A 25,581-nucleotide genomic window follows, 5' to 3' on the forward strand; every position below is an offset into this window, starting at 1 on the left:
TCGAACTCGCACTTGGTCAAGATCAGAGGGTGCTGCACCTCGGCATACGACAGGTCCAATCGGCCCGCGATCCGGACAGGTGCAAGCCGGGCGTCTGCCCGGCAAGGCGTTCCCGGGCGCCGAGCGACATCCTTGCGGTGATCGCAGCCCGAACGGACGCGCCAGGAAGATCCACAGGACGCGCTGTGGGAACCGCCTCCCAGGGGCGTCCGAGAGGAGTTCACCGGGTTGCTTCCTGCGCACGGGCACCCGACCGCGAGCGGGCACGCAACCCGGCAAGTTCCGGTCACGGCACTAGCTGTTGCTGATCTTCCCCCAGCCGGACTGCAGGGGGACGAGGTGGGTGATCTTGAGCCGGTAGTGGTTGGTCGGGCCTCGCGTGACCGCACCGCATGTCGTTCCACCGCACGTGTAGGTCGGACCAACCTTGACGTTGAGGTCAACGTCCCACAGTTCGCCGGTCAGGTACGGGGATGCCTGCCAACTGATCCAGCCGTTAGTCGCCGCCAGGGTGCCGGTGGTGCACGAGCCGTATGTGTTGTCCGGCTTCTGCGGGGTTGAACAGGTGCTGCTGGCCGCGTAGGCAGGCGACGAGACCGCCGTGGACAAGGCGGCGGCGACCACCACAGCGGTCAGCCCCCGGCCTACACACACGTGTCCGATCAGTGGTCGACCTACGGGACCAAGCAGATCGTCCCGACCGCCCGCGAGGGCCACGACACCCTGGACGAGTTGCTCGGCAACGCCACCGACACCCATGGCGCGACCTTGGTGAACTCCGGGCTGTTCGACATCGAGGGCCGGCGGCCCCTGCGCCCGACGATGGCGGTCAACTTCGGCAGTCCCGCTCACGTCTTGGCATTGCGCGGCGCGACGGATGGCCTGCCGTACGACGCTCAGACGCGCTGACGGTCACCTCGTCCCCAATGTCCTGCGGCGAGGCTAGGCCTCCTCGGGGAGGGTGAGCATCTTGTTGAGGATCGGGACCAACTGCTCCTCCTCGTAGTCCAGATGGGCCTCCAGTTCAGTGGCGAGCCGGTCCAACTCCTCGCCGATCGCCGTACCGTCGTGGTCGAGAAGCTGCCTGATCCGTTCCATCAGCCGGGCCACCACCCGGTGCTCCGAGCGGAGCCGGGTCAGGGTCTCAGCCAGCTCGGGGTGCTCGGCGCCGAGATGGGGGAAGAGCGCGTTGTCCTCGCCTTCGTGGTGGGCGTGGAGGGCATCGCAGAACGTCAGGCAGTGTGTACGCAAGTCCACTGCACCCGCCCGCGGTGACCGCAGGTCCGCCAGGTCCCTGCGGAAGCCGTCGTGCAGTTTGATCAGCTCGTCGCCCCATGCGACGATGCGCTGTTCGTCCGTCATACCAGTTCCTTTCGCGAGAGGTTTCCGTGGACGGCGGAGAACAGGGCCGCCAGCAGGGCCGCGCCGGCCGCGATGCCGAAGGTCCATCCGGCGCCCCCGCTGGAGAGCACCGCCGCCCCCACTGCCCCGGCCACGCTGCTGCCCACGACCCTGACCAGTGCGTTCACCCCGCCGGCCGCCGCGGTCTTGGCGGGCTCCACGTGCTCGACGGCCATCGTTCCGAGCGCCGCGTAGCCGAGTCCGATGCCCAACCCCAGTAGCGTCGCGGCCCCGTACAGGTCTGCACCTGAGGACCTGGACACCGCCAGCCACAGGGCGGCGGCGCTCACCAGCACCGAGCCGCCCGCCACGAGCGCGGCAGCGGTGAAACGGCGCATCAGGGGACCCGCGAGCACGGAGACCACGAGCATCAGCACCGTCGTCGGCAGCAGGTAGATCCCGACCTGCAGCACCGAGGCCCCGAGCGCGCCCTGGGCCACCGCCGACACGGTGGTGATGGCGGCGAACAGCGCGAACCCCAGCAGGAACGACGCCACGGTGGCCCCCACCGTCCCCCGATGCAGCAGCATGGGGATCTCGATCAGTGGCGACGCGGTACGGCGGGCGGTCGTGACCCACGCCGCCGCCACCGCCACCGCCATGGCGAACAGGCCCAGCGTCAGTGGCGAGGTCCAGCCCCAGGCCGCGCCCTTGCTGATGGCCAGCAGCAGGCAGACGAGCCATACCGCGACCAGCGCCGCCCCGGCCAGGTCCGGCCGTCCGGATCCGCGCGCCGGCGCCTCCCGCACCACGGCCGCCACCAGGACGAAACTCAGCCCAGCCAGCCCGGCCAGCGCCCAGAACACCGTCCGGTGGTTACCGTCCAGCACCCCGGCGAGGATCATGCCGCCGCCGCTGCCCACCCCGATGGTGGCGCTGAGTACCCCGATCGCGCTGGGCAGCCGGTGGCCTGGCACTACCTGCCGGACCAGGCCCATGGCCAGTGGGAGCAGCGGCGCGGCCGTTCCCTGCAGCACCCGGCCGGCGATGAGCAGGGGCAGCGTGCCCGCTAAGGCGCTGAGTGTCGAACCGGCCACGAGCAGGCCGAGTGCGACCAGCGATGTCGTGCGCCGACCGTACATGTCGCCGAGCCGCGCCAGCAGCGGGATCGAGACCGCTCCCGACAGCAGCCCGGCGGTGAGCGTCCACGAGACGGTGGTGGACGGGACATGGAGCTGCTGTTCGAGGCCGGGTAGCAGAGGTACGACGACGGTCATCTGGAGGGTCCCCACGGCTACCGCGAATGCGAGCACCGCTACGACCCACGAGTTTTTATACACGTATAGAAAGTAGCATGGCAGGATGCCGACGCGTACAGGACGACCACCCAAGATCTCGCGGCCAGAGATCCTCGCCGCCGCCCTGCGAGTGATCGAGGAAGACGGGACGGGCGCACTCACCATGCGCAGGCTGGCCAGAGAGGTCGGCAGCACGGCGATGGCGCTCTACCACCACGTACGCGACAAGGAGGAACTCCTCCTGCTGCTCCTTGACGACTACGCGGCCGGAATTCCCCGCCCCGAACTGCCGGACGAGCCACACGAGCGCATGGTGGCCGCCGCCATGGCCATGCATGACGCCGTGTCCGGATGCCGGTGGGCCGTGGACGTCCTCAAGGCCGACGACCTCATGTCGGTGGGCGCGCTGTGGTACCCGGAGCAGATCGTCGATGCCGCCGTACGCGGGGGGCTGACGATCGAGGAGGCGGTGGACGCGTACCGGATCATCTGGCGCTACACCGCCGGCGAGATCAGCGGCCGGGCGGCGGCTCGCCGGCGGCGAGAAGAAGGCGGACCCACCTACCGAGAGCGGGTCTTCGCCGAATTGGATGCCAAGGAGTTCCCCCGGCTGAGCACGGTGGCAAGGCGATGGGAAGACCTGACCGCCCGCGACACCTACGCCAAGGGCGTGCGTGCCATCGTGAACGGCCTCCTCCCGTGAATCATCGCCCCGAGAGGGTGGCCCGTGAAGCGGCCAAGTCCGGTGATCCGGTGGACCGAGGCCGGGAAAAATGATCGACATCCGAGGCTCTCGCAGACGACCGATTCCGATACCACCGACGACCTCACCCGCGCCGCCGATGAGGTCGAACGTCACCCCTGTCGGCGATGCGACGTCCCACCCGGATCGTCCGGCCGGTCACGGTCCGGCGCCCATCACACCGGCCGCTTCGCCAGGGTTCCCCGGCTCGCCTTTGGTCTTGCCCGGGAATCGGCCTGGGTCGTGCCCTTGGTGGACGTCCAGCGCCCTGTTCCTCGCGGAAACGCCCGTCAACGACCGAGGTCCAGGCATGATCAGGCCTCGCTGACTGGGCTCGAACCAGCGTCCACCCGGTCCGAAGAGCCGGGCGCTCTACCACTGAGCTACAGCGAGGCGTTCCTCATCTTCGCGCATGAGGGTGCCTACTCGCCACCCGAAAAGGGGCGCAACGGGAGATCCGCCACGACCACATCGGCGGCCAGGCCGTGAGCGGCGTCATCGGCCATGTCGGGCTTGATCCGCTTACCGCTGAACACACCGGCCCGGCGCAGCAGCGACGCCCACACCGGATCGGCGATCGTCACCCCGTGCACCAGTTCTGGCGTCGGGGTGAACCGTGCCACGCGGTGCTTGGCGGGGCCGGCCGTCCAGCCGCTTTCCGCCGGGTCGAGACCCGCCTCCTCGCACGCCTGCTCCACATCCGCGCGGGTGCACGTCACTCGCCCGGACAGTACCTCCCACGGCAGGGGGAGTTCCGCCCACACCTTCGTGTTCGGGTCCAGATCGCCGCCGGTCTCTCGATGCCACCAGGCCAGGTCCGCGGCCATGAGCCGCATCACCTTCCCTGGGCAGGCCGCGTCCAGCAGCGGCAGGGCGTTCATCGACTGAAGGCACGCCAGCCAGCCGGCACGAGCGGCGTTGTACGCCTGCGCGACAGTGTTCCAGGTGGAGGAGTCGTCCCCGCGGCGCACCACCATCGACTGCCGGTTGAGCGGACGGGTCTTCCACAGCTTCTCCAGCCGCTCCGCGCACTGCCGCATCACCGCGTACCAGGCGCCCAGCATCTGCCCCCGCTCGGCGTCGGAGAGCCGGGCGAGGATGGACGGCTTGGCGTACACGACGGCGATCATCGCCCAATCGGCGCCCGGGTTCTTCTCGCAGCGGGCCAGGAGCATCTGCGCAATGTCGTCGAACGGGTTGTCCTTGCCGTTCAGGCTGAACTGGCGGCGCAGGTTGCGGCGGGCGGTGAAGTAGGCGACGAAGCAGGCGGCGTCCGGATCTGCCGCGAACCTGTCCTCGGCGAGGGTGGCCGCGAATCCGCTGCGGCCCACCAGCAGCAGTTTCCGCAACTCCTGGCCGTCGCCGAGCTTGGCGGCCTTGGCCGAGAGGCGTCCGAGCGCACGGAACCGCCGGTTGTACTGCCGTTTGGGCAGGTCGACGCCCGCTTCCCGGCGGGCCGCCCGGTTGAGCCGGTCGTACTTGTAGTCGGCCCGGTCCGGGCTCCAGCCGATCGCCTGTCCCGCGAGCTGTGCCACCTCCGCCAGCGACACGGGGTCGTCGGCGTTTCTCTCCGTCCACTCCGTGTGGGTGAACAGCCGCGCCACCGCAGCGAGTTGCGGCCCGCCACCCCGAGGTTTCGCGAACTCCTCGGTCATGGAGGACACGTAGCCGCGGCGGCGGAAGGAGTGCACGGCAGCCTGGTCGAGGGTCAGCCGCTCAGGCGCGGAGAGCGCGCCGTCGAGAGCGAGCGAGATCAGGTCGGCGACGTCCTCGGGACGCATGCGGCGGTCGAGCGAGCGGTGTAAGTCCAGCAGTGGCGTGGTCGTCATCGTGGGGCTCCTGAGTTGTTGAGGGGAGGGTAGCCCGAGCGTGTCGCCGGACGCGATGCGGTTTCAGGCTCGGCGGGTGACGCCGTCGCACGGTCAGAACGTCGTGCGTGTCTCACTGCGGGGATCTCCCGACACCAGGTGATCGTCATAGAGTCCGGCGCGTGCCAGCCGGCGCCAGGGCCGGGCCAGGCGGACCGACACGTCGATATCCGCCTCTGAGGCGTCCAGGTCGAGATCTGCCACGGCCAGCGCCGGTCGGCCGTTCGCCGGACAGCGCGCGAGCCAGCGGCCGCCCGGCGCGACGATCCCCGACGGGACGGTCGCACTGAACTGCGCCGGGACGGAGTACCCGATCCAGTAGCCGTACAGCCTCCCGTATGCCTGCGCGACAACCGCCCGCGCCGCGTCGTCGACCATCACCGACAGCAGCACGCAGTCCACGTTCAGGCGCTCGTACTCGGCGAACACCTCGGGGAACTCGGCCTCGATACACAGCGCGCACCCGAACCGGATGCCGTCGACCTCGAAGACGACCGGGGACGAACCAGGCGCGTACATGTACGAAACCTCGGTGTTCGACAAGAACCGCTTGTCGTACCGCGTGACCAGCCGGCCTCGATCGGACACCACGTACAGGCTGTTGTGCGGCCGGTTCGGCGGGGTCAGCGGGTGGATCGAGCCGAAGGCCACCCAGAGCCCGAGCTCTCCCGCCAGTTCGGCGATCGATTCGGCCTCCTCGCGCAGCACGTCCCATCGGACCCGGCTCCAATCCGATGCGCTCAGCGTCCCAGGCGGCCCCGAAGACATCACGTGCTTGCTCGGATACGTGATCGCCCCCTCCGGAAACTGCACCAGCCGCGCCCCGGCCGCGACCGCCTCTCGCATCAGAGCGCGCACTTGCGCGCCACTGGCCCGCAGCGCACCGGGATCGGCCGGATTCTCGGGTACCGTGCTCTGCGCAACCGCCAGTCGCAACGTCCTCGCCATCCGCGGACGATATGGCAGATGCCGAGCCGGCACCACGCCTTGTGACGGCGGCGTGCCGACTGCGTTGCGCAACGTCTGGTCCGCGTCGAACGAGGACGGCCGGCCGTGCACCCCCACAGTGCGATCCTCGAAGCGCATCACCGCGGCCCACGGCCGTCGAGAGCCAGTGATGACGCACGCGCGAAGCGAGGGGAGGCGATGTGACCGGCAGCCGACAGCGAGGCCGGGACCCGTTCTGGAGAGCAGGCTACGGACAACGGCGTTCAGGCGGACCGCGGCCGCCACAACACCACGCTGGTGGAGGTGTGGCCTCTGCTCGGATTGCGCCTGGCCACCTGACGCACGGCCGTGCTCGAACTGGCCTTCACCCACCTTGGCGCGTCCGAAGCGCGGACGGAGCACGTCCACGGCGAGATCGTCTCCGGTGTCGGGTATGCCGACACCCGGCACATGGCCGACGCCGTTTCCCGAACGTCAAGGGCCCGGCTCCCGTCAAGTCGAGAACCGGGCCCTTGACCACTTGTGGGGCCTCAGGCCGGGTGCGTCACGCACCTTTCCGGGATGAGGCACCCATCAGAGGGGCCTCCGTGTTCTTCAGGCCTTCTGCGTCTCCGCGCCGCGCATCGCCACGTCATCGATCCGGAAGGCGGACCCGGTGGGGGCGCTCCAGACGAAGGTCCAGTCGACGCGGGTCGCGCCCGTCGGCGCGGTGAACGTGCCGGCCGCCTCGGTCCAGGCCGTCTGCTGGGCCAGGGAGATGGGGTCGGTACGCAGCACCGTGCCGTTCTCGTCGCGCCAGCGCACGTTCCAGGTGACAGTCGGCATGGTGGCCACGGCCTCGCGGTACCACAGCGAAACGCGGTAGCTCTTACCGGCGATCACACCGCTGTAGCCGGGGTACTTGTCGATCGCCACCGCGCTGCCGGACCCCTCGGTGCTGGTCAGCTGCAGCGAGCCCGTGCCGCCGTGCGCGTCGCCGGTCTGGTGCGTCACGCTGGATCCGTACCAGGCGGAGTAGGGCGCCGTCGAAACGTCCTCGAAGTTCTGCTCGGTGATCGGCGGCGTCGCGGGCGCCTTGCCGTCGAACGTGCTGCCGGCGTCCTGGCCGTACTGGGGGCCGACCCACTCCGCGGCCGTGACGCGTCTGCCCATGTCGTAGATCCTGAACTGCCACGGTCCCGTGTAGGTGTTGTCGTGCCAGGAGTTGTTCGACTCGTAGACGATCGACTTCTCGATCTTCTCTCCCAGGTACGGGGACCAATCCGGGTGTGCCGTGCCCCAGTTGGACAGCAGGCTCATCTGCCCGCAGTACTGCGTCGAACAGCCGCCGTCGACGGTACCGGGGTCGAAGGAGAACGTGTTGTGGTGGATGTCGAGGTTCTTCGTCCACCAGCGGCAGTCGGTGTAGAGCGGCTGGTCCTTGATGGCGGGCGCCGAGCACTTCGAGGTGTTGGCCGGCCCGACGATCAGCGTGCAGTCGCTGGTGGTCGAGGCGGCGCTGCCGCAGAACCGGTCGGCGTTCGCCCACGCGGTGATCCCGCCCCAGTTGTTCTCGAGCAGGTTGCCGGTGACCTCGATCTTGCTGGTCCGCGCGGGGATGCGCGGCTCACCGTCCGCCTCGGACAGGTAGATCGCCGCATCGGGGAACGAGTCGCCCTTGGCCGCCCGCTCGGCGCCGGCCTTCCAGGTGTTACGACGGAGGGTGTTGTTCCGGATCACGGCGTTGTAGCTGATCTCGTAGAAGATCCCGATCGACTCGTTGTCCTCGATGAGGTTGTTCTCGATGAGGAAGTCGTTGTTGTTGGTGTCCGCCCAGATCCCCGGCCCGTGGTTGTGGTGCACCCAGTTGCCGGTTACGTCGGCACCGTTCACCGCCCAGAACTTCAGGCCACCGGTGCATCCGCACCCTTGGCCCTGGTGTTCCCAGTCGTCGGTGTTGTTGCCGGTGACCTCATTGTCCGCCACCACCAGGCCGGTGATGTGGTCGCCGTGCTGGGACGCGTTCAGGCCGAGCTGGCCGTTGTCCTTGATGCAGTTGCCGCGGATCTGGTTCCTGGCCCCGGCCATCAGCGCCGCGCCGGAGTTGTCACGGAACGTGTTGTGCTCCAGGACCCAGTCGTTGGCGGCGCTGTGGTTGACCACAGCCTCTTCCTGCGGCGCGACGAACCCGGTGACGGTCAGGTACCGGATGGTGACCCCGGTGGCCGTATCGCCGAAGGCGTACTGGTTCACCCCCTTCCCGTCCAGCACCGCGCCGGGCGCGCCGATGAACGTCGCGTTTTCACCGGGCAGGATCTGGGCGTATTGGGCGGGTTCCAGCGTGTGCGTGCCGGTCTCGAAGTAGTACGTGGTGTTCGCCTTGCGTAAATCCACGCCGCTGTTGTCTCCCGCGGGCACCACTACCGCACCGGCGGGTGGTGTGGTGGGGCCGTTCAGCGACGAACTTCCGCAGACCGCAGCTTTTGTCGCCGTTGCCGTCGTAGCCTTGGTCGCCGGATTGACGGCATCGCCATTCGCCGGCGTCGCGCCGCCCATGACGACAGTGGCTAGTGCGACCAACGCCATTGGCCACGTTCTTCGCATTCGTGTTCTCCTCGGGTTTTCGGCCAGCCCTTACTGTCATTTACTGCTGGCCGTCAACACTGTAGCTCCCGCTCGCTCACAAGATCGAAGCTTGGACAAATTGGACAAACTAGGGGTCAATCGGGCCCACGCTCAGTGACGCCGACCGCCCCGTCACGCCCGTCATCGGGCTGGACCGTGGACGACCACCTCGCCCCTGTGCGAGCAGCACGGCGTCCGCCTGTCGGGAGTTTGCCGACGTAGGCGTAGTCGTTGCGCAGGAACTCGGCGCGATCGTCGAAGTCGGCCGTCCGATCGGGACGGCCAGGCCTCCCCACCAGCACCTCCACCTGCAGCGCCCCCCTTGACCGCGCTGCCCTCGACCGGCAGCCGGATCGTACGCTTGGAGCGCGACAACCAGCCCCCTCCGCTTCCCTCGGACATGTCCATGCTCTGCGACCATCAGGCGCTCCGCCTCGGCGCGCAGGTCCTCCTGCGCGGGGACCTCGGAGCGGAAACGGTCGAGCTGGGCCGGCTCATCCATGACGAGTGCTGCGGGGTAGGCCCCGCCCAGTTCCGCCCGGACCTTCGCGCGAGCCCGGTTGACGGGCGAGCGGACCGTTCCGACGCGGATGCCGAGCGCCGTGGCGGCGCTCTCCCGCGGGGGACGATCCTGAGAGAGACCGTCTCAATGCCCGGCAGCGCGCGGCATCGCCGCCCGCCTGACCATCCAGCCATTCCAGTCCAGGACCCGGCCGGCATCCTGGACGAGCAAGAGCGCTGGGACCAGTTCCAGCGCTGCCTCGCCGACTCCGCCCTGCCACTCGACGTCCGGGCCGCCGGAGCCTTGCTCCTGCTGTTCGGCATGCCCATCTCACGCATCCGGCGGCTGCGCGCCGAGCACCTGCGCGACCAGGACGACGGCACTCACCTGAACGTCGGACGCCACCCGCTGCTCAACCGCCCCGGCTCGCGAACCTCCTCCGCCAGTTAGCCGCCGCCCCGGTCAACCGCACCCGCATGGCCGTCCCCGTCACCTGGCTGTCTCCCGGGCCGGCCCGCGAGCTCCGGGTTCGGCGGCAAGCTCCTCGAGCATGGCGTCGACATCCGCCCCGCGCGCAACGCCGCCCTCATCGCCCTGGTCGAGGACATCCCCGCGCCGATCTTGGCCGACGTTCTCGGCCTGCACATCAACACCGCCGTCCGGTGGGCCAACGTCGCCAAACGGGACTGGAGCGCCTACCTCGCCGCCCGCAATGCTATGGTCCCGCCATGACTCAACAGCGATCAACGGGACCGACCGGCTTCCAGTAGTGCGCCAGGAAATACCTGGCGGTGCTACCCGGGGAGCCTCATGTCCCGCACTGCCCATCACATTGATCGTCCGATTCCCGACGGGGGTGGCCTGAGGGGAGTCCCATGGCGATCAGTGACAATAGTTGATCGCCGTTACAGCGCCGCATGCCTGCGACAGGCACGACGGGCCGGTCACCGGCCACTTCCGATGTCCCTCCGCCGCAAGGTCGACGTCTACTCCTGGGCCAGGGCCGACCCGCGGGACCAGTCGGTATCAGAGTGGGCCGACGTCGAGGAGCGTCGGACACGCCAACGCCTGCGCCTCAGGCTCGAAGCCATCCGCAAGAGGGTCAACGCCACTGCCGATGGCTCTCTTGCCGTCGAGGCCATCGGTGATCTCGAAGTTCACCCCGCGCGACACCGTCGCAACGCCATCTGGCAGTACTGATCACGGAATGCTGCATCCATCGAATAAGTGCTCTGGCCCAGTAAATGATCAGATGATGGGGATCGGAATTTGGACACGGTATTCGGGATCTTCTCCATGCTGGGCCATCGGTTCGCGCCTCGCTTCGCCGACCTGGGTGACCAGCGGCTCTGGCGCGCCGAGGTGCCCGACGTGACGACGCCGTCGTACGGGCCGCTGGAGGCGATCGCCCGTAACAAGATCAACCGGCAGAAGATCTCTACGCAGTGGTCGGACATGACCCGGGTCGCCGGATGCCTGGTCACCAACCAGGTCCGCTGGGGCTGGTCGTCAACGCGGCCGCGCTGTGGAACTCGACGTACCTGTCGGCCGCGGTCGACCGGCTGCGCGCCGCTTCTCCGGCACGGTCAGCCGTGCAGCGCGACGTCGTACAGAGCCGCGAGCGCTTCGTCGATGGGATGGGGCTGCGGCCTGCCCGTGGAGTCGAGCCTGTTCCACCTCTGCATGTTCACCGCGACGGACATCTGCCGCTTGCCGTCGGCGCTGCTCATGGCCAGCGCTCCGGCGCCCCAGACGGTCCCGCCATGCCCCCAGAAGGTGCCGCCGGGCGTCTCCATCGGGTACAGGCCCAGCCCGTACTCGATGATCTTGCTCTCCTGGGAGACGACGCGGACGGTACGCCGCATCTCCGCCAGCGACGACGGGCCGACGATCTCACCGGCGAACAGCGAGGCGTAGAACCGGTTGAGATCCGCGACGGTCGAGATCAGCGAACCCGCCAGTCCCGCGAACGACATGTCGAAGACGCTGAAGTCGCGCGGCGGCTCGATCATGCCGAACCACGCCTCGTAGATCTGCGACTGCGGGCCGCCGAACCGCGGCTCGTCGGGAAGCTCGGTGTCCCGCAGCCCGGCGCGCTCGATGACGTTCCGGGTGATGTACGTCTCGGCCGTCGTGCCGGTCACCTGCTCCAGAAGCTGGCCGAGCAGGAGGTAGTTGGTGTTGGAGTACAACCCCGGAGTGCCGCCTGGCGCGCTGAAGGCGGGGGCGGAGACGCCCTTCTCGATCAGCTCGATGGGGTGGAACCGGGTGAGCCGGTGGTCTTCCAGGCTCTGCGGCCTGGTGTCGGCCAGGGCCGGGAAGGCATTGAGGGAGGGGTAGACGTACGGGAGGTATTCGGCGAGGCCGCTGGTGTGGTTGATCAGCATCCGGACCGTGATCGCGCCGCCGCGTTCTCCGGGAACCAGCTTCGGCAGGTAGCGGCCGATCGGCGCGTCGAGACCGATCTGACCGCCTTCGACCAGCTGCATCACCGCGGCGGCGGTGAAGGTCTTGGTGATGCTGCCGACCCGGTGCCGCATGTCGGGGGAGACGGGGCGGCCGGTGGCGAGGTCGGCGACCCCGGCGGCGCCGCGCCAGACCTCGTCGCCGTCCCGTACCTCGGCGAACAGGCCGGGCATTCCGGCGCGGTGGACGTTCTCCAGGGCGGCGTTCAGCTCTTCGGGACTTCTCATGACACGCGTCCTTTCGTCGGGGCCGGGCTGATGTCCCTATTATGCACGCACCGCGTGCATCGCCAAGTGCATACGTCTGCCGATCCCGCATCACCCGGGCCCTGCGCGTGCGCAGATCCCCGGGCGCCACCACCGGCTCGTGGTCCTCATTCCGCGAGGCCGGGATCAGCATCCTCACCCCAGAAGAGCTCGGGAGCTGTTCCGCGTCGCGATGCTCGGCGCCGACCCCGACCGCTTCACGGCTCTGGCCCACTGCGCCCGGGACGCCCGCCCTCCCAGGGTGGACCGGCGTTCACCTCAGCAGTTCTTGGCCGACGGTGTGCAGAATCGCACCTCGGGGTAGCGCTGGGAGGGCTTGTCCAGGAGGGGCTGCGGCCTGCCGCGCAGGTGCAGGTCGAAGAAGGCGGCGACGTACTCGCGGGTGATGTCGACGGAACGGGTTGCCTTCAGGCCGCTGCCGAGGCTCACGCCGAGCTGCTGGAGCAGCATGTCGTAGTCGGTGAAGGACGGGTGCAGCGCCCCTTTCACCACCAGCCGGCGCTTCCATCCGGTCAGGCGTTCCCAGTCGCGTTTCCAGGTGCCGTCGTTCGAGGGGGCGCCCATCAGCATGAAAGGTCGCGCCAGTCCGCTGTCGCGGATCGGGAGGAACAGGCTGCCGTCCAAGTTGATCCCAGCGCGCACCCGGGAATCCTTCGACATGGTCTCCGGGACGGCGGCCCCTCCGATGGACTGGCCCGCCATCGCGATCCGGGCCGGATCGATCAGGGCGCTGCCCTTCCACCTCGGTCGCGGTCCGGTCAACTGGTCGAGCACGAAGGGGACGTCGATCGCCCGGCCGCGGATGACCTTCTGGCCGAAGTCGTCGTCATTGACGTTCGCGCAGGCGGCGCAGGTGGCGACCCGGCCGCCGGGGAGGGTGGTGGCGAAGTTCTCGTAGGTGTGGTCGATGCCGGCCACCACGTACCCCCTGCTCGCCAGGTCCTCGGCCAGGCCCGTCAGCGAAGTGCGAGGCCAGGTGAAGCCGGGCGACAGCACCACGAGCGGGAGGCTGCGCCGGCGTCCCGAGGGCTCGGCGTCGGTGAAGGCGTTCGTACGCGTCCGGCTCAGCCCGTCTGGCGGGATGGTCTCCAGTTCCTTGATCCCCGAGCCCTTCAGGAGCAGCTCCGACTCCTTGGGCGTGACGTAAGGCGCGCGCCGGCCGGTGTGCGCCGCCGTCGGATACCACAGGGAGACCATGAGCTCCCTCGTCTTGGCCGCGGGGACCCACGGGTCGGAGCGGGAGGTGTCGGTCAGGTGCAGGGTCGTCGTGCCGACGCGGTGAGGGCCGGTCGGCTTCGGGAGATACGGCGTGGTGGGCGCCGCGGCAGCGGGCGAGGCCCAGGCGATGGAGGCCGTGAGGGCGAGCACTCCCGCGACGGCGGCCACGATTGCGGGCCTTCTTCGCGCGGGGGAGGGGGTGTGGTGCGTCATTGGGGTTGATCTTGTGGTTTCGGATCGGCGCCGACATCGGCCGCGAGTCCAGGACGTCCTCGGCCGAAAGGTTGATCTCCGGAGACGAGGCCGAAACGAACGGCCGAGCCGCTGCTCAGCGTTGGGCCGGCACGTCGGAGCACGTCGTCTTAGGCGATGTGTCCTCGCCGAGGGCCTGATGATCCATAGGCTTGGGCGTGTGGGTGATGCCAGGGCCGGCGAGTGGACGCGGATGGGCGAGCTGGACGAGCCGGCCGGGTTCTTGGAAGTCAGTGGCCGCCGCTACCGCTACCCAAACGGCAACGAGGACGTATGGGACATCCTCGTGGGCGGCGCGACCGTCGCAGTCGTCGCCGTGACCGAGGACGAGCAGGTGGTGCTGGCCCGGCAGTACCGGCCGGGGCCTGGACGGGTGCTGCTGGAGCTGCCGGGCGGAAACGCTGACGGAGACGAGCCGGTCGAGGTCGCGGCGGCTCGGGAACTGCTGGAGGAGACCGGCTACGAAGCTGCGACCCTCGAAGTGGTCATGCAGACCTTCCTGTCGTCGTACGCCTCACATCGCCGCCACGCGGTCCTGGCCCGCGGTTGCCGGAAAGTCGCCGAGCCGAGTCTGGACGACGCCAAGTTCATCGAGACCGTGCTGATGCCGGTCGGCGCGTTCGTCCAGCACGTGCTCAGCGGGCAGCTGACCGACACCGACGTCGCCTTCGCGGGGCTGGTCGCCGCCGGATACCTGAAGCCGGCCATCTGACTGTCCGCGGTTCTTCCATCGGGCCCGGGCGCGGGTTTCCTCCAACCGGCTTCCGACGTCCGGCGTTCATTAGGGCGGAAGGAGTCGTATGGACAGATATGAAGGATTCCGGGAGTTCGTCAGCGCCCGTCAGCAGGCGTTGATGCGCACCGCGTACCTGCTCACGGGGGACGCGCACCGGGCTGAGGACCTCCTGCAGACCGTGCTGACCCGGATCGCCAGACACTGGACCAAGCTGGCCAAGGACGGCAATCCGGAGGCATATGCCCGGCGGGCCCTGGTCAATGAGCACGTGTCCTGGCTGCGGCGCAGACGCTCGGACATCCTGACCAGCAGACCGCCGGAACCGGCCTACGATCCGGAGTCCGCCGGGCTGCACCGGATGGTCCTGCAACAGGTGCTCCTCCGGCTGACTCCGCGGCAGCGCGCCGTCCTCGTGCTGCGTTTCTACGAGGACCTCAGCGTCGAGGAGACCGCCGACGCGCTGGGCTGCTCACCCGGCACGGTCAAGAGCCAGACCCACTACGCCTTGGGCCGCCTGCGCGTCCTCGCGCCCGAACTGGCCGATCTGTTGTCCGAAGTCGATCCGGTGGAGGTGCCGCGATGACGAGGTTCCGTGACGAGCTCGACTCGATCGCCCGACAAGCACCCGACGTCGATCTCGCCGAGGTCGCGCTGCGGGGCGCCCGGCGTACGCGAACGGCTCTGATCAGCGGCTCCGCGACCGCGGCCGTCGCCGCACTGACGCTGGCCGTCACTGTTCTCATCAATCCCGGCGGGTCCGCCGGCGTCGGCACCGTCACGAGCGGTACGCCCTCGTCCGGTGCGACCTTCCACGGCATCCCCGCGCGGCCCACGCCGTCGCCGGAGGACCTCGTCCCCGTCCGCGCCGTCCTGCCCGCGTCCGGGGTGGGGCCGGTGCGCTACGCCTACTACGACTTCTGCCAGGACACGTGGAAGCCCGGCGAGGACAACGCGCCGGTGGCCGACGAGACGTGCCTGCAGTGGAAGGTGGTCCTGCAGGACGGAGCCCGGTACCGGGTCGCCGATGCGCTGAGCGTCTACACCGACCAGACCAAGAAGAACTACATGAACACCGCGGCCCCGCTGGCGATCTCCCGCGACGGACGCCGCATCGCCTACTACGCCCCCGACCGCGAACGCTTCACCGTCCGCGAGCTCGACACCGGCCAGGTCTGGGAGATCCCGCAGGTCGTCAGGCGCAAGGCCATGGTCAAGGGCGGCGGACTGATCACCTTCTCGCCGGACGGGCGCCGGCTCGGACTGAGCCTGAGCGGCATTCCCCAGGTCATCGTGGACGTCGAGAGCGGGCGGGTCGTCGAGGAGGCGCCCAAGGGCTGGTTCTTCCTCAATCCCGCCGACGAGGGCGTACCCACGGTCGTGGAGCATGAGCGCGCCCGGTTCGGCGTGCTCTCGGACGGCAAGGTGACGATCTTCGCCGAGCCGAAGACCTGGGCGCTGACGGGAGCCGTCGGCCCGGACGGCGCGACCGTGGCCATGCTGACCGGCCCGACGGCGCAGGGGGAGAGCATGACGAACGGCGAACCGTACGACAAGGTCGTCACCGTGGACTGGGCGAGCGGCAAGGTCAGGTCCGAGGTCAAGCTCGACCCGCCGCGGCGGCTGCGTCCTTACCGGCTCGGAAACTGGCTCAACGAGCGTGAGGTCCTGGCCTTGGGCAGCGCCGAACACGATCCGGACTCCGGCCGGTCGCCGGACCTGGGCGACACCGCCTACGCCATCGACGTGACCACCGGCAAGATCCGGAAGCTCGGCGACTACCGGCTGCCACCGTGGGGCGGCAGCATCTCGGCGCCCGGCTTCCCCGGCGGCTGACGAACCAGGACGACCTGGTCGGCCTCGGCCTCCTCATCCGGCAACCATCCGCATCACCCCCGGTAGACCACCCCGCCCGCACGTTCCGACGGCCCCGAACCCAGGACGCCGATCCATCGGGTCGTTCGGTTCACGTGGTGATGTACCGATCCCGTGCCGTGCCGTGGAGGTGTCCCGGTGGGAGCTTGCGGCCGTAGGTGACCAGCAGGAGGTCCTGGGCGGAGCCGGTCAGGGGAGTGCCGGTCCCGAAAGACCAGTCGAGGTCGTCGGCGCGCAGTTCGACGCCGTCGAGATCGGCTCCGAAGAATCTGAGGCTCCGGGGGGTGACGTGCTCCAGGAGGAGGCGCACGCGGTCTTCCGGCACACGGCGGTCGATGCCGAGGGCGACGGTGATGTCCAGGCCGTGGATCACATCGTGGCCCAGGGCGGCCGCGATGCCGCCGACCGGCGGTTTCCAGGGATGGTCCGCGTTGTCGCGGATCGCCCTGACCAGCTCGGCCGTGGACAGGGCGGCCGCGTCCCGGCGGGCCCGCCGGTCTGCCATCCGGTTGATGTCACCCCGTGCCTTGACTACTTCGAGCACCATCCTGGGCAGCGAAAAGCGGAACCCCATCGACATGTGAGCCGCGACCTCTCGTACGCGCCATCCGGTGCACAAGGTCGGTGCGTCCCACTGGGCGGAGGTCAGGCTGTCCAGCATCGTGGCCAGCTCCCGGCGTTCGGACGCGATCGCGGTGGTGATGTCCATGGTTGTGCTCTTTCTTGGTCAGCCGTCGAGGAGAGGGGCAGCGGGTCCCAGGCGCGAGACCGGCGGGCCCTGCTGGCCGCCGCGCGCCTGATCGTCGCCCGCGACGGCCACCGGGCCAGGCTGGAGGAGATCGCCGAGCAGGCCGAGATGACCACCGGCGCCGTCTACTCGCTGTTCGGCAGCAAGAACGGCCTGCTCGTCGCCCTGGTCACCGACTACCTCGGCCTGCCCTGACGTCGCCGCCCGAGCACAGGGACAGCACCGTGGCCACGCTCGTCCTGCCGGCGTCCAGCGCCGGACTGCGCGAACGCGTACACCATGGATCACTCACAGTGCTGGCGCCTCAAAGAGCGGGACGACATCGAGGCGCATGGCGCGGACCACGAGTCCGGCCGGCGCTTCTGCGACCGATGGCGGGTGACTCCCGAAGTTGAGATATATCTGCCGTCACGGAACCGGACCCGGCAGATCTTGCGATAGATCGGAATGTGCGCCTATTCCTCAAACGCCACCGGGAACCGCCCCCGGTCGGTCCCGACAGTAACGATGCGGAGCTGCTGGCGGCCGTTGCCGCCGAGCGGGTGGAGGCGCTGAGGATCCTGCACCAGCGGCACGCGCCCTGGCTGCGGGTACGGCTGGCCCGCCGGTGCTCCGACGCGGACCTGGTGGACGACGCGATCCAGGACACCTTCGTCGCCGTCTGGCGTGACGCGCATCGCTACCGGGCGCAGGACGGTGAGGCGGCGGCGTGGATCTGGACCATCGCGATCCGCAGACTGATCTCCGCGCTGCGCCGGAGCGGCGCCGCCCCGCCCGTCGCCGCACTTGACGGCTCGCCCGCGACGGGAGGCCGCCGATCAGGTCGCCCGATCTCCGCAGAGCTGATCACCGAGTCGGCCGAGGACGCGGTCTTGGTCGGCGTGGAGCACGGCGACCTGGGCGCCGCGCTGGCCAGGCTGTCGCCGGACCTGCGCGCGGCCATCCAGGCCACCGTGCTCGACGGCCTCACGGTGCGTGAGGCCGCCCAACTCCTCGGCATCCCCGAGGGAACCGTGAAGACCCGCGTCATGCGGGCCAAGGCTCAGCTCAGGGGGTATCTCGCATGAACGCGCAATGGCACCTGCCCGAGGAGCTGATCGAGCGCTACGTGAGCGGCCATCTCGAACCGGTCCAGGTGATGTCGGCGGAGAGCCACCTCGCCCGGTGTGAACGCTGCCGTGCGGCGGTGCCGTACGAGCGGGAGTGGCTCGCCGTGAGCTGGGCGAGGATCGAGGACCTGGTGGACCGGCCCCGGCCGCGGCCGGTGGCACGGCTCCTGTGCCGGGTCGGCGTCCCCGAGCATGTGGCCACGTTTCTCGCGGCCACCCCTGCTCTTGCCAGGGGGTGGCTGGTCGCGGTCACTGCGGTGACGGTTTTCGCCGTGGCCGCCGCCCACCTGGTCAGCCGTGATCCTCAGCCCGCCTTCGACGCACTGGTGCCCTTCCTCGTGATCGCGCCCGTGCTGCCGCTGGCGGGCATCGCCGTCGCCTACGGGCCAAGGGTCGATCCCGTCCACGAGATGCAGGCCGCCACTCCCATGGGAGGTGCCAGAGCCCTGTTGTTGCGCGCCGTCGCGGTGCTGGTGACCGCGATCGTGCTGACGGGGATGGCGACGCCGCTGCTGCCCGGCCCGCCGGGGCTGACGGCGGCGTGGCTGCTGCCCGCTCTCGCACTCACCGCGGCCACCCTGGCCATGTCGACCCGATTCCCGCCGCTGATCTCGGCTGCCGCGCTGACCGCCATCTGGTTCGGCGCCGTGGTGACCTCCGCCAGGCTCACCGGTGACGCGCTGGCGCCCTTCTCGCCTGCGGCCCAGGCCCTGTACGGCGCGGCCGCACTGATCCTCATCCCTCTCATCTACCTGCGGCGTGCCCGCTTCGACTCAGGAGAGCCCAAATGGACCCGACCGTGACCGTTCGCGGCCTGACCAAGAAATACGGCCGGTCCGTCGTTCTCGACGGCCTCGACCTGGAGTTCGGCCGGGGAGTGACAGGACTGCTCGGCCCCAACGGCGCCGGCAAGACCACCCTGCTGCGGAGCCTGGCGACCACGCTGGCTCCCGACGGCGGCCAGGTGCGCGCTCTGGGCCTGGACCCCGCGGATCGGGAACAGCGGACCGCCCTGCGCCGCCGCCTGGGCTATCTCCCGCAGGAACCGGGCTTCTACCCTCACTTCACGCTGTTCGAACTGGTCGACTACGTGGCGATTCTGAAAGAGCTGACGGACCGGCGTGAACGCCACCGGGAGGTGCGCCGGGTCCTTGCCGAGGTCGACCTCACCGACCGCGCCAGGACGAAGGTGCGCAAGCTGTCCGGTGGCATGAAACAGCGACTGGCCCTGGCCCAGACGCTGCTCGGCGAGCCCGACCTGCTCATCCTCGACGAGCCCACGGTCGGCTTGGACCCCGAGCAGCGCATGCGGTTCCGGGCGCTGGTCTCCCGGCTCGGAGAAGGCCGTACCGTGCTGCTGTCCACCCACCAGACCGAGGACGTCGCCGCTCTGTGCGAGCGCGTGATCGTGATGAACCGGGGGCGCGTGGTGTTCCAGGGCACCCCCGGTGAGCTCGCCACCGTCGCCTCCGGCCAGGTGTGGATCTCCGATGCGCCTCCCCACGACTCTCGCCTGTTCTGGCGGACCGCGGACGGCCGCTACCGGACGCTGGGAGCCAGCCCGCGGGGTGCGGCGCCTGCCGCGCCGGCCGTCGAGGACGGTTATCTGCTTCTGCTCGGCGAGCCGGTCGGGGCGGCGACATGATTTTCCGATCGTTGTTCCTGTTCGAGGTCATCAGGCTGCTGCGCAGCCCCGTCCCTTGGGGTGCCGCCGCGCTCTGCCTGGGGCTGCGGTTCGTCGCGACCTGGCAGTGGCTGCCCGACCTGAGTGTCGATCCGGCGAGCACGTCGGGTGCGATGCTGCTCCTGGCGGCGGCCATGCTGCTCGCAGCCAACCTCGCGACGTCCCGGGACATGCGAGGCGGCATGCCGGAGACGCTCGGAGCGCTGTCCGGCCACGCCGCGGAGCGGACCAAAGCCGCGATTTCGGCGGCCGTGACGGTCGGAGCCGGGGTCGCGCTGCTGGTGATGGTCGTCTACTTGCCGGTGCGTCTCGCGATGGGTCCGGTGGCGGGCGTGTTCGACCCCTACGAGGCGCTGGGCGGGGTGCTGGCCGTGCCCTTCGCCGCGGCCCTCGGCGCGATGCTCGGCAGGTGGGCTCCCTGGCTGGTCGCGGTTCCCGTGACGGCCTTCCTGATCGGTGCTTTCACCTGGCTGAACAGTCAGCAGAGCGGTTACGGGGGCTGGTTTCTGCCCGTCGTGCTCTTCCACGGGCCCGACTGGCCGCAGCGCCCATCGGCGTTGCACGCCGTCTATCTCCTCGCCTCCGTCGCTCTTTTCGCCGCCCTGGCCCTGCTGCGGCACGGGGCCAGGCCGGTGCGCCTGGTCGCGGCCCTGGCCGCCGTGGCGGTTGTGGTGCCCACGGGGGCGGCCGCGACCGCCGCCGCTCCCGGCGAGGAGATCAACCACCGGTTCGAGACCATGCAGGGAGATCCGGCCGCGTTCCTCGACGGCATGGACGCCCAGGTCCGGGAACGGTACTTCGCGCAGGACGCGCGGCAGTGCGAGAAGCACGGCGCCATCACCTACTGCGCCTTCCACGACTACGTCGCCTGGATTCCGTCGTGGGTGTCGGCGGTGAACCCGGTGGCGCAGGCGCTGCCCCCGGCGGAGCGTGACCGGCTGCCGGCCGTCCGGCAATTCACCGACAGCTGGCTCAGCGCGGACAGCGACGAGGGGGAGTCCATCAGCACCTATCTGATGTGGGGACGCGCCGGAGCCGAGGACACCTACCGGGCCGTGCTCGCCTCCCAGGTCATTCGCTCCGTGCTGGGACTGCGACCGCCGAGGACGGGTTGCGACCTACGGGGCCAGAGCAGGGCACTGGTGGGTCTTTGGCTGCTCGGCCAAGCCGTTGCGCCGGCTCCGCCCGAGGACCGGGAGATCCAGCTCGGCTCCTCCTTCTTCAGCTCGGTGCAGTCCCCCCTGGGCATGGTCCGGTACGGCGCGGCCGAGCTGGGGTACGCCCGCAAGCTGCTCGCCACGCCCGACGCCCGGCAACGGATCTGGACGCACTGGGACACACTGCTAAGGCCCGGCACGACGGTCGAGCAGGCGCTTCCGCTGCTGGGCCTGCGCCCCGAGTACCCCGCCGAGCCGTTGAAGGGGCAGCCATGCTCGTGATCCAGCTCATCAGACCGATCGCGCGGGCGATCGACTGGATTCCTCTCGCAGTCACCGGGATGCTCGCCGCGGTCATGGTCTCGGTGATCGAGGCCGGTTCCGCGTTAGGCGTCGGGACCGCTTTCTCCCTGCTCAGGATGATGGGGGTGATGCTGGGCGCCGCTGCTGGATTCGCCGTGATCGACGAGATGACCGCGAGCACGGGCGCGGCCCCGGTGCCCCGCTGGCTCCGCCAGTGGCTGCGCTGCGGCTTGGGGGGCCTTTTCGCGGGTCTGTTCTGGGGGATCGCGTGCGCCATCGCCGTGGCCCGGCTGCCCGAGGGCGGACAGCTCAAGGTGGCGGGGATGGCGGTGGAGGCAGCGGTGTGCATCGCGATCGGCCTGCTGTCGGCGTCGGTGGCCGGGCGCATGCACCAGGGGAAGGCGGCCGCCCTCGCGGGCATGGGCGGTCTGCTGGTGATCGTCTCGGTGAGCCTGGTTCTGCGGGGACCGTACTGGCCGTGGCTCTATCCGGACGAGGAGAACTGGGAGATCGTGCACCACGGGTGGCTGGCCATGCTGCCGCCCGTGCTCGCCGCACTGGGCTGGGCGAGCCGGGATCTACGCTGACGTTCAGGTGCGCGGCCGCGGTCAGGTGGGCGCCCCGGTCGGCGTACTCGTTCGAGCCGAGCACGGCCACGTCGCCGGTGCGCAGTTCCTCGGCCATGCGGAGTAGCCAGCGACTCCGGGCCGGCGCCCGTGCGCGGAAGGGTCTTGCGTCGTTCAGCGGGCAGCCTGGGTGCCGGTCTTCGCCGTTGCGGCGCGTGCTGGGGGCAGCGACCTTTGGAGGAGGACGCCGACCAGCAGGATGAGGCTTGCGTTGAGGAGCTGCAGCAGGTCGAGGGCGGGTCGGGAGATGACGTCGTTCAGGAACAGGTTGATCGTGAGCGGCAGGGAGCCGTTGGCGGCCACGCCGACGCCGACGATGCCGAGCAGGCGCCACTTGCCGAGCGCCGGGTCCTGGTGCTTGAGGAAGATGCTGATCATCCAGGCCGAGGCGGGCAGGAACATCACGACCGCGGTGAGCAGCCCCGGGTTGTACGTGCCGGTGACGACGGCGGGGACGATGTGGAAGAAGCAGTTGACGATGACGATGCTGTAGAACGCGAACCCCATCACCACGTACTTGCGGGCGAGCAGGGCACAGATCACCGCCGCGACCCAGATCAACCCGATGTTGACGAACAGGTAGAACTCTGTCGGGATCGGGCATTGCGGGTAGGCGCTCTGGTTGAGCGTGGTGCACAGGGAGTCGGGGAAGGCGTGGTGGGCGCCGTCGGCGGCGATGCCGTACTCCTCGAAGTTGTGGAACAGGTACACGACGACGGCGACCCAGCCCAGCCAGGCCGGGTCCTTCCATCGGGACAGAGTGCGGCTGCTGCGCAGCGCGTCGGTCGCCAGGAGGGCGACCGTCAAGACGATCGCGGCTCCGAGGCCGATCCAGGCGAACTCGAGATCGAATGTGGAGAACATGCGCGGGTGCCTTCCAGGGGTTCTTGGTGCGGGCCCACTGCTGGGGTGCGGGTCGCACATCGAGGGTCCGGACCACCGCACTGTATTTCAACATTTGTTGATGTCAACACTTGATGAGGGCGGGTAGAGTGCCTGGTATGAGCGAGAAGGACGCCGAACGTCCCGGGCGGCCGCCCGGCGGCGATGGCCGTAACCGGGACCGCATCCTGGCCGCGGCCAGGCACGAGTTCGCGGCCAAGGGGTTCCGCGGGGCGACCATGCGGTCGATCGCCGCGGCGGCGGGGGTCGACGTCGCGCTGCTGGCCCACTACTTCGGCAACAAGGACGGCCTGTTCGCCGCCACCCTCCAGCTGCCCGGCCAGGCCGTCCAGCAGATCCAGGGCGCCTTCGACGGGCCCGTCGGCGAGCTCGGCGAGCGCCTGGCCCGCGCCTACCTGTCGTTGTGGGAGGACCCCGGCCTGGCCGGAGCCCTGCGCGCCACGGTGGCGTCGGCCTTGGCCCACGAAGGCGCCCGCGAGCAGCTGCGCGAGCTGCTCACCGCCGCCCTGCCCGAAGACGTCCGCTCCCTGCTGCCCGGCGACGACCCGGACCTGCGCCTGGCCCTGGCGCTCAACCACCTGTTCGGCATCGCGCTGGGCCGCCACCTACTCCGGCTCCCGGTCCTGGCCGACCGAGACCTGCCCACCCTCCTCGCCGCCGTCGCCCCCACCGTCCAGCACTACCTCACCGGCCCCCTGGGCCGCCCTGAGCCCGCCACCACCTGAGCCGCGAGCAGCCACCGGCCGAGACCCCCGGGATGCGCGCGCCGGTCCGCCGGGTGCTGGAGTCGATGAGCGGGGTGCCCACGCTGGTGGCGGCCACCGCTTCGACATCCTGGCCGCCTAAGCCTTCTACCACGAGCATCTGGTCAATCTGATCGGCGGGCTGTCGATGCGCAGGCAGGTCCCGCACTCGGTACTGTCGTCGAGGGTGGAGACGGCCTGGACGTTCACCTCCGAGCGGACGCCCGAGGCCAAGCCGCTGCCGCTGCTCGCCGTCCGCTACGCACCGGCGGATCTGGACGGCTTCAACCGTGCCCGTACCGGCACGGTGACCAGGGTGCCCGTCCGGGGGGGAGCGTGACCCCGGTGCACCGCAGGCCCAGGTGGCGTCGCTCAGGCTGGAGATGACGGAGAGAGCTGGCCGCCTGTGCCCGTCGTCCCGGTCGGATCCGGCTGGACCGTCATCCGCGCTTACGCAGCCCGCTGATCGACCCGCGATCGTGAACCACGGCCCTTTCACGAGACGGTCGATGGGCATGCCCAAGATGACCACTGCGGGGTCTTCGCTGGTCCCGTCGTTCGGGAGCGGCGGGACGTGTCAGCCGACGTCCACGCCCGGAGGGCAGTCGACGGGCTCGGAGGTACCGTCGGCGTGCTCGATCCGGCAGCCGTTCTCTGTGCCGTCGGACGGGGTGAAATGCCCTGAGATGGCGACGAAGAGGGCCAAGCCGATGGCGGCGGCGATGAGCCCGATGACGATGCCGCCGTAACCACCGCCGACGCCGACGTCACCGGCGGGCGCCGCCTTCGTCGGGTCCTGCGGATCGTAGAGGACGTCGGTCTCCCTGCCGACGCCCAGCTGCGACTCGGTCCAGGACTCGCTGGTCACCTCCCGCCCTTCGGCGGTCGTGAAGGTCAGCACCGGACGCCGGTGCGCCCTCAGATGCTCGCCGCGTCCCGTGAACGTGGTGGCCACGTCGGTGACCACGCCCGGCACCCGCCGCGCCCCGCGGACGAACCGCCTGCCGTGCACGATCCCCCTGACCGACACCAGCACGACCACGGCGCCGAACGCCACGAACAGAAGGGGCAGGTACTCGAATACTTGCTCCATCGCGCTCCCCTTGGAATCGGCAACACCCGGACAACGATCGACGACGGTTCATGGTTCGCGGCGCTACTCGTCGCCGGTTTCCGAACATCCGCGTGCAACGGGAACGGCCGGAACACGCCAGGAAGGGGCCGTGGGCTGCTGTAGTCGCGGCTCAGCGGGTTCGGCGGCAGGCACCACCATCCCCTGCAAGGTGGCCCGGCCTGTGCGAGATGCTGCAGCGCACTGTGGCGGAGCTGCTGCAACGTCCACCCCTGGCGGTGCCGCCGTGCCGGCAGGTGGGGGAGGATTGGGGCCGGTTGGGGAACGCCACGATGGACACGGAACCGCCTCCCGCAAGGCGAGACGATCTCCAGCCCGCCGCCCGGGTCGGAGTTCGCTCGCGCCTCGGCCCCGTGGGCCTTCGCGATCGCTGCGACGATCGACAAGCCGAGCCCGGCACCCTGTCCGGGGGCGTGTGGAGCCGTCGGAAGGCTTGAAGAGGTCGCCGAAACGTTCCTGGGGCACGTGCGGGCCGGTGGTACGTACCGTCAGCGCTCCACGGGAGAGCGTTACCTCAACGGTTCCGCCGGGATGGTTGTAGCGGACCGCGTTGTCCAGGAGGTTGGTGACGAGCCGTTTCAGCAGGCCAGGGTCCCCGTCGACGGTGAACGGCTCCGCCCGCCCCGTCACACTGACGCCGCGGATCTCGCCGGCGTGCTCGGGAAGCCCGATCTCGATCGCTGCCCGTTGGACGGCCAGCGGAGTCCGCAGCTCGTGGGAGGCGTTCGCGATGAACCGCCGCTGCCCCTCGACGGACCGGCATGGCGCAGGGCAAGCACTGTGCGCCACTGTGTATGGCCAGTCCAGGCATCGGGGGTCACAGGTTGTCGGCGGCCGTTGCCGTGAAGCTCAGCAGCAGTTTGCCGGTCGTCTCGGGCGCTTCCACCATGGGGAGGTGCCCGACGCCGGGCAGCAGCTCGACCCGTGCGTTCGGGACCGCGTCGTCCGGGAGGTCCACCGGGCGAGCGGCCGTCGCGCTGATCCCCTTGCGGATCATCGCGTCCGAACGCCTCGGCCACAGGAGCGGGCCCAAAGGCGGGGCCAGCAGGAGTCGAAGGATGAA

At 69.7% G+C, this 25,581-nt stretch carries 27 protein-coding genes, 1 tRNA gene and 2 pseudogenes; 15 read left to right on the forward strand and 15 right to left on the reverse strand.

All coding sequences use genetic code 11. The features are described from left to right. Window positions 1–294: 294 nt before the first annotated feature. The gene (locus tag ABZ815_RS37845; protein WP_357706013.1) at window positions 295–627 is read right to left on the reverse strand and encodes a hypothetical protein; all 333 of its coding nucleotides are present in this window, start codon (window positions 625–627) and stop codon (window positions 295–297) included. Window positions 628–654: 27 nt separating this feature from the next. Here ABZ815_RS37845 and ABZ815_RS37850 point away from each other — a divergent pair, with 27 nt between their 5' ends. Then, the gene (locus ABZ815_RS37850) at window positions 655–909 is read left to right on the forward strand and encodes a hypothetical protein (protein WP_357706014.1); all 255 of its coding nucleotides are present in this window, start codon (window positions 655–657) and stop codon (window positions 907–909) included. 33 nt (window positions 910–942) lie between these two features. Here ABZ815_RS37850 and ABZ815_RS37855 read toward each other — a convergent pair whose 3' ends face one another. Further along, the gene (locus tag ABZ815_RS37855; RefSeq protein WP_357706015.1) at window positions 943–1,362 is read right to left on the reverse strand and encodes a hemerythrin domain-containing protein; all 420 of its coding nucleotides are present in this window, start codon (window positions 1,360–1,362) and stop codon (window positions 943–945) included. Then, window positions 1,359–2,681 carry an MFS transporter gene (locus ABZ815_RS37860; RefSeq protein ID WP_357706016.1) on the reverse strand — a complete coding sequence of 441 codons (1,323 nt, stop codon included), beginning with the start codon at window positions 2,679–2,681 and terminating at the stop codon, window positions 1,359–1,361. The genes ABZ815_RS37855 and ABZ815_RS37860 overlap by 4 nt, the downstream gene beginning before the upstream one ends. 22 nt (window positions 2,682–2,703) lie before the next feature. Here ABZ815_RS37860 and ABZ815_RS37865 point away from each other — a divergent pair, with 22 nt between their 5' ends. After that, window positions 2,704–3,342, forward strand: coding sequence for a helix-turn-helix domain-containing protein (locus ABZ815_RS37865; protein WP_357706017.1), 639 nt, complete (start codon window positions 2,704–2,706; stop codon window positions 3,340–3,342). 358 nt (window positions 3,343–3,700) lie between these two features. Here the strand turns inward: ABZ815_RS37865 and ABZ815_RS37870 are convergent. The 4 genes from ABZ815_RS37870 to ABZ815_RS37885 all read right to left on the reverse strand — a co-directional run bounded on the left by ABZ815_RS37870 (window position 3,701) and on the right by ABZ815_RS37885 (window position 8,762). Next, window positions 3,701–3,774 (reverse strand) — tRNA-Lys (locus tag ABZ815_RS37870). Window positions 3,775–3,803: 29 nt separating this feature from the next. Then, a complete protein-coding gene (locus ABZ815_RS37875) occupies window positions 3,804–5,210 on the reverse strand; it encodes a hypothetical protein (protein WP_357706018.1) in 1,407 nt (468 codons plus the stop codon). A 93-nt stretch (window positions 5,211–5,303) separates the two neighbouring features. Beyond that, window positions 5,304–6,197: a carbon-nitrogen hydrolase family protein gene (locus ABZ815_RS37880; protein WP_357706019.1), complete on the reverse strand. Its 894-nt coding sequence runs from the start codon at window positions 6,195–6,197 to the stop codon at window positions 5,304–5,306. Window positions 6,198–6,791: 594 nt separating this feature from the next. Beyond that, complete coding sequence (locus ABZ815_RS37885; protein WP_357706020.1) at window positions 6,792–8,762, reverse strand: right-handed parallel beta-helix repeat-containing protein; 1,971 nt, start codon at window positions 8,760–8,762, stop codon at window positions 6,792–6,794. Between the two features lie 688 nt (window positions 8,763–9,450). Between ABZ815_RS37885 and ABZ815_RS37890 the strand changes: the two genes are divergently transcribed. Continuing rightward, window positions 9,451–9,753, forward strand: a complete 303-nt coding sequence (locus tag ABZ815_RS37890) for a hypothetical protein (RefSeq protein ID WP_357706021.1) — start codon at window positions 9,451–9,453, stop codon at window positions 9,751–9,753. Window positions 9,754–10,329: 576 nt separating this feature from the next. Here ABZ815_RS37890 and ABZ815_RS37895 read toward each other — a convergent pair. After that, window positions 10,330–10,464, reverse strand: coding sequence for a hypothetical protein (locus ABZ815_RS37895; RefSeq protein WP_357706022.1), 135 nt, complete (start codon window positions 10,462–10,464; stop codon window positions 10,330–10,332). A gap of 111 nt (window positions 10,465–10,575) precedes the next feature. On the opposite strand from ABZ815_RS37895, the pseudogene ABZ815_RS37900 reads away from it, so the two are divergent. Then, window positions 10,576–10,800, forward strand: a pseudogene (locus tag ABZ815_RS37900) (Tn3 family transposase); the annotation flags it as partial. Window positions 10,801–10,889: 89 nt separating this feature from the next. Here the strand turns inward: ABZ815_RS37900 and ABZ815_RS37905 are convergent. Both ABZ815_RS37905 and ABZ815_RS37910 read right to left on the reverse strand, forming a co-directional pair. Then, the gene (locus ABZ815_RS37905) at window positions 10,890–11,996 is read right to left on the reverse strand and encodes a serine hydrolase domain-containing protein (RefSeq protein ID WP_357706023.1); all 1,107 of its coding nucleotides are present in this window, start codon (window positions 11,994–11,996) and stop codon (window positions 10,890–10,892) included. Between the two features lie 297 nt (window positions 11,997–12,293). After that, on the reverse strand, window positions 12,294–13,421 hold the full coding sequence (locus ABZ815_RS37910) for an alpha/beta hydrolase (protein WP_357706024.1): 1,128 nt from the start codon (window positions 13,419–13,421) through the stop codon (window positions 12,294–12,296). 244 nt (window positions 13,422–13,665) lie between these two features. On the opposite strand from ABZ815_RS37910, the gene ABZ815_RS37915 reads away from it, so the two are divergent. The 3 genes from ABZ815_RS37915 to ABZ815_RS37925 all read left to right on the forward strand — a co-directional run bounded on the left by ABZ815_RS37915 (window position 13,666) and on the right by ABZ815_RS37925 (window position 16,074). After that, window positions 13,666–14,217, forward strand: coding sequence for an NUDIX hydrolase (locus ABZ815_RS37915; protein WP_357706025.1), 552 nt, complete (start codon window positions 13,666–13,668; stop codon window positions 14,215–14,217). A gap of 88 nt (window positions 14,218–14,305) precedes the next feature. Beyond that, a complete protein-coding gene (locus tag ABZ815_RS37920) occupies window positions 14,306–14,824 on the forward strand; it encodes a SigE family RNA polymerase sigma factor (protein ID WP_357706026.1) in 519 nt (172 codons plus the stop codon). Continuing rightward, a complete protein-coding gene (locus ABZ815_RS37925) occupies window positions 14,821–16,074 on the forward strand; it encodes a hypothetical protein (RefSeq protein ID WP_357706027.1) in 1,254 nt (417 codons plus the stop codon). Before ABZ815_RS37920 ends, ABZ815_RS37925 begins: the two co-directional genes overlap by 4 nt. Window positions 16,075–16,204: 130 nt before the next feature. On the opposite strand, the gene ABZ815_RS37930 is transcribed toward ABZ815_RS37925, so the two are convergent. Next, on the reverse strand, window positions 16,205–16,774 hold the full coding sequence (locus tag ABZ815_RS37930; RefSeq protein WP_357706028.1) for a maleylpyruvate isomerase family mycothiol-dependent enzyme: 570 nt from the start codon (window positions 16,772–16,774) through the stop codon (window positions 16,205–16,207). Between ABZ815_RS37930 and ABZ815_RS37935 the strand changes: the two genes are divergently transcribed. From ABZ815_RS37935 to ABZ815_RS37960, 6 genes are all read left to right on the forward strand, one after another. Next, entirely contained in the window at window positions 16,694–17,056 is a 363-nt protein-coding gene (locus ABZ815_RS37935; RefSeq protein ID WP_357706029.1) for a TetR/AcrR family transcriptional regulator, read from the forward strand. The two genes, ABZ815_RS37930 and ABZ815_RS37935, sit on opposite strands and share 81 nt — an antisense overlap. A 254-nt stretch (window positions 17,057–17,310) precedes the next feature. Continuing rightward, window positions 17,311–17,928: an RNA polymerase sigma factor gene (locus ABZ815_RS37940; RefSeq protein WP_357706030.1), complete on the forward strand. Its 618-nt coding sequence runs from the start codon at window positions 17,311–17,313 to the stop codon at window positions 17,926–17,928. After that, window positions 17,925–18,773 carry a zf-HC2 domain-containing protein gene (locus ABZ815_RS37945; protein WP_357706031.1) on the forward strand — a complete coding sequence of 283 codons (849 nt, stop codon included), beginning with the start codon at window positions 17,925–17,927 and terminating at the stop codon, window positions 18,771–18,773. The genes ABZ815_RS37940 and ABZ815_RS37945 overlap by 4 nt, the downstream gene beginning before the upstream one ends. Beyond that, window positions 18,758–19,615 (forward strand): ATP-binding cassette domain-containing protein, encoded by an 858-nt coding sequence (locus tag ABZ815_RS37950; protein WP_357706032.1) that lies wholly within the window; start codon window positions 18,758–18,760, stop codon window positions 19,613–19,615. The genes ABZ815_RS37945 and ABZ815_RS37950 overlap by 16 nt, the downstream gene beginning before the upstream one ends. Further along, the gene (locus ABZ815_RS37955) at window positions 19,612–21,093 is read left to right on the forward strand and encodes a hypothetical protein (protein ID WP_357706033.1); all 1,482 of its coding nucleotides are present in this window, start codon (window positions 19,612–19,614) and stop codon (window positions 21,091–21,093) included. Before ABZ815_RS37950 ends, ABZ815_RS37955 begins: the two co-directional genes overlap by 4 nt. Continuing rightward, window positions 21,084–21,701: a hypothetical protein gene (locus ABZ815_RS37960; protein WP_357706034.1), complete on the forward strand. Its 618-nt coding sequence runs from the start codon at window positions 21,084–21,086 to the stop codon at window positions 21,699–21,701. The genes ABZ815_RS37955 and ABZ815_RS37960 overlap by 10 nt, the downstream gene beginning before the upstream one ends. 153 nt (window positions 21,702–21,854) lie before the next feature. On the opposite strand, the gene ABZ815_RS37965 is transcribed toward ABZ815_RS37960, so the two are convergent. Next, the gene (locus ABZ815_RS37965; RefSeq protein ID WP_357706035.1) at window positions 21,855–22,604 is read right to left on the reverse strand and encodes an HXXEE domain-containing protein; all 750 of its coding nucleotides are present in this window, start codon (window positions 22,602–22,604) and stop codon (window positions 21,855–21,857) included. Window positions 22,605–22,741: 137 nt separating this feature from the next. Between ABZ815_RS37965 and ABZ815_RS37970 the strand changes: the two genes are divergently transcribed. Together ABZ815_RS37970 and ABZ815_RS37975 are read left to right on the forward strand one after the other, a co-directional pair. Next, window positions 22,742–23,368, forward strand: coding sequence for a TetR family transcriptional regulator (locus ABZ815_RS37970; RefSeq protein ID WP_357706036.1), 627 nt, complete (start codon window positions 22,742–22,744; stop codon window positions 23,366–23,368). 205 nt (window positions 23,369–23,573) lie between these two features. Then, window positions 23,574–23,726 (forward strand): hypothetical protein, encoded by a 153-nt coding sequence (locus ABZ815_RS37975; RefSeq protein ID WP_357706037.1) that lies wholly within the window; start codon window positions 23,574–23,576, stop codon window positions 23,724–23,726. Window positions 23,727–23,963: 237 nt separating this feature from the next. On the opposite strand, the gene ABZ815_RS37980 is transcribed toward ABZ815_RS37975, so the two are convergent. The 3 genes and pseudogenes from ABZ815_RS37980 to ABZ815_RS37990 form a co-directional block, all read right to left on the reverse strand. Beyond that, entirely contained in the window at window positions 23,964–24,479 is a 516-nt protein-coding gene (locus ABZ815_RS37980) for a DUF3592 domain-containing protein (RefSeq protein WP_357706038.1), read from the reverse strand. Between the two features lie 63 nt (window positions 24,480–24,542). Continuing rightward, complete coding sequence (locus ABZ815_RS37985) at window positions 24,543–25,307, reverse strand: ATP-binding protein (protein ID WP_357706039.1); 765 nt, start codon at window positions 25,305–25,307, stop codon at window positions 24,543–24,545. A 28-nt stretch (window positions 25,308–25,335) separates the two neighbouring features. Then, window positions 25,336–25,581, reverse strand: a pseudogene (locus tag ABZ815_RS37990) (alpha/beta hydrolase); the annotation flags it as partial.

The sequence above is a fragment of the Nonomuraea sp. NPDC047529 genome (assembly GCF_040642995.1).
GTDB lineage: Bacteria > Actinomycetota > Actinomycetes > Streptosporangiales > Streptosporangiaceae > Nonomuraea.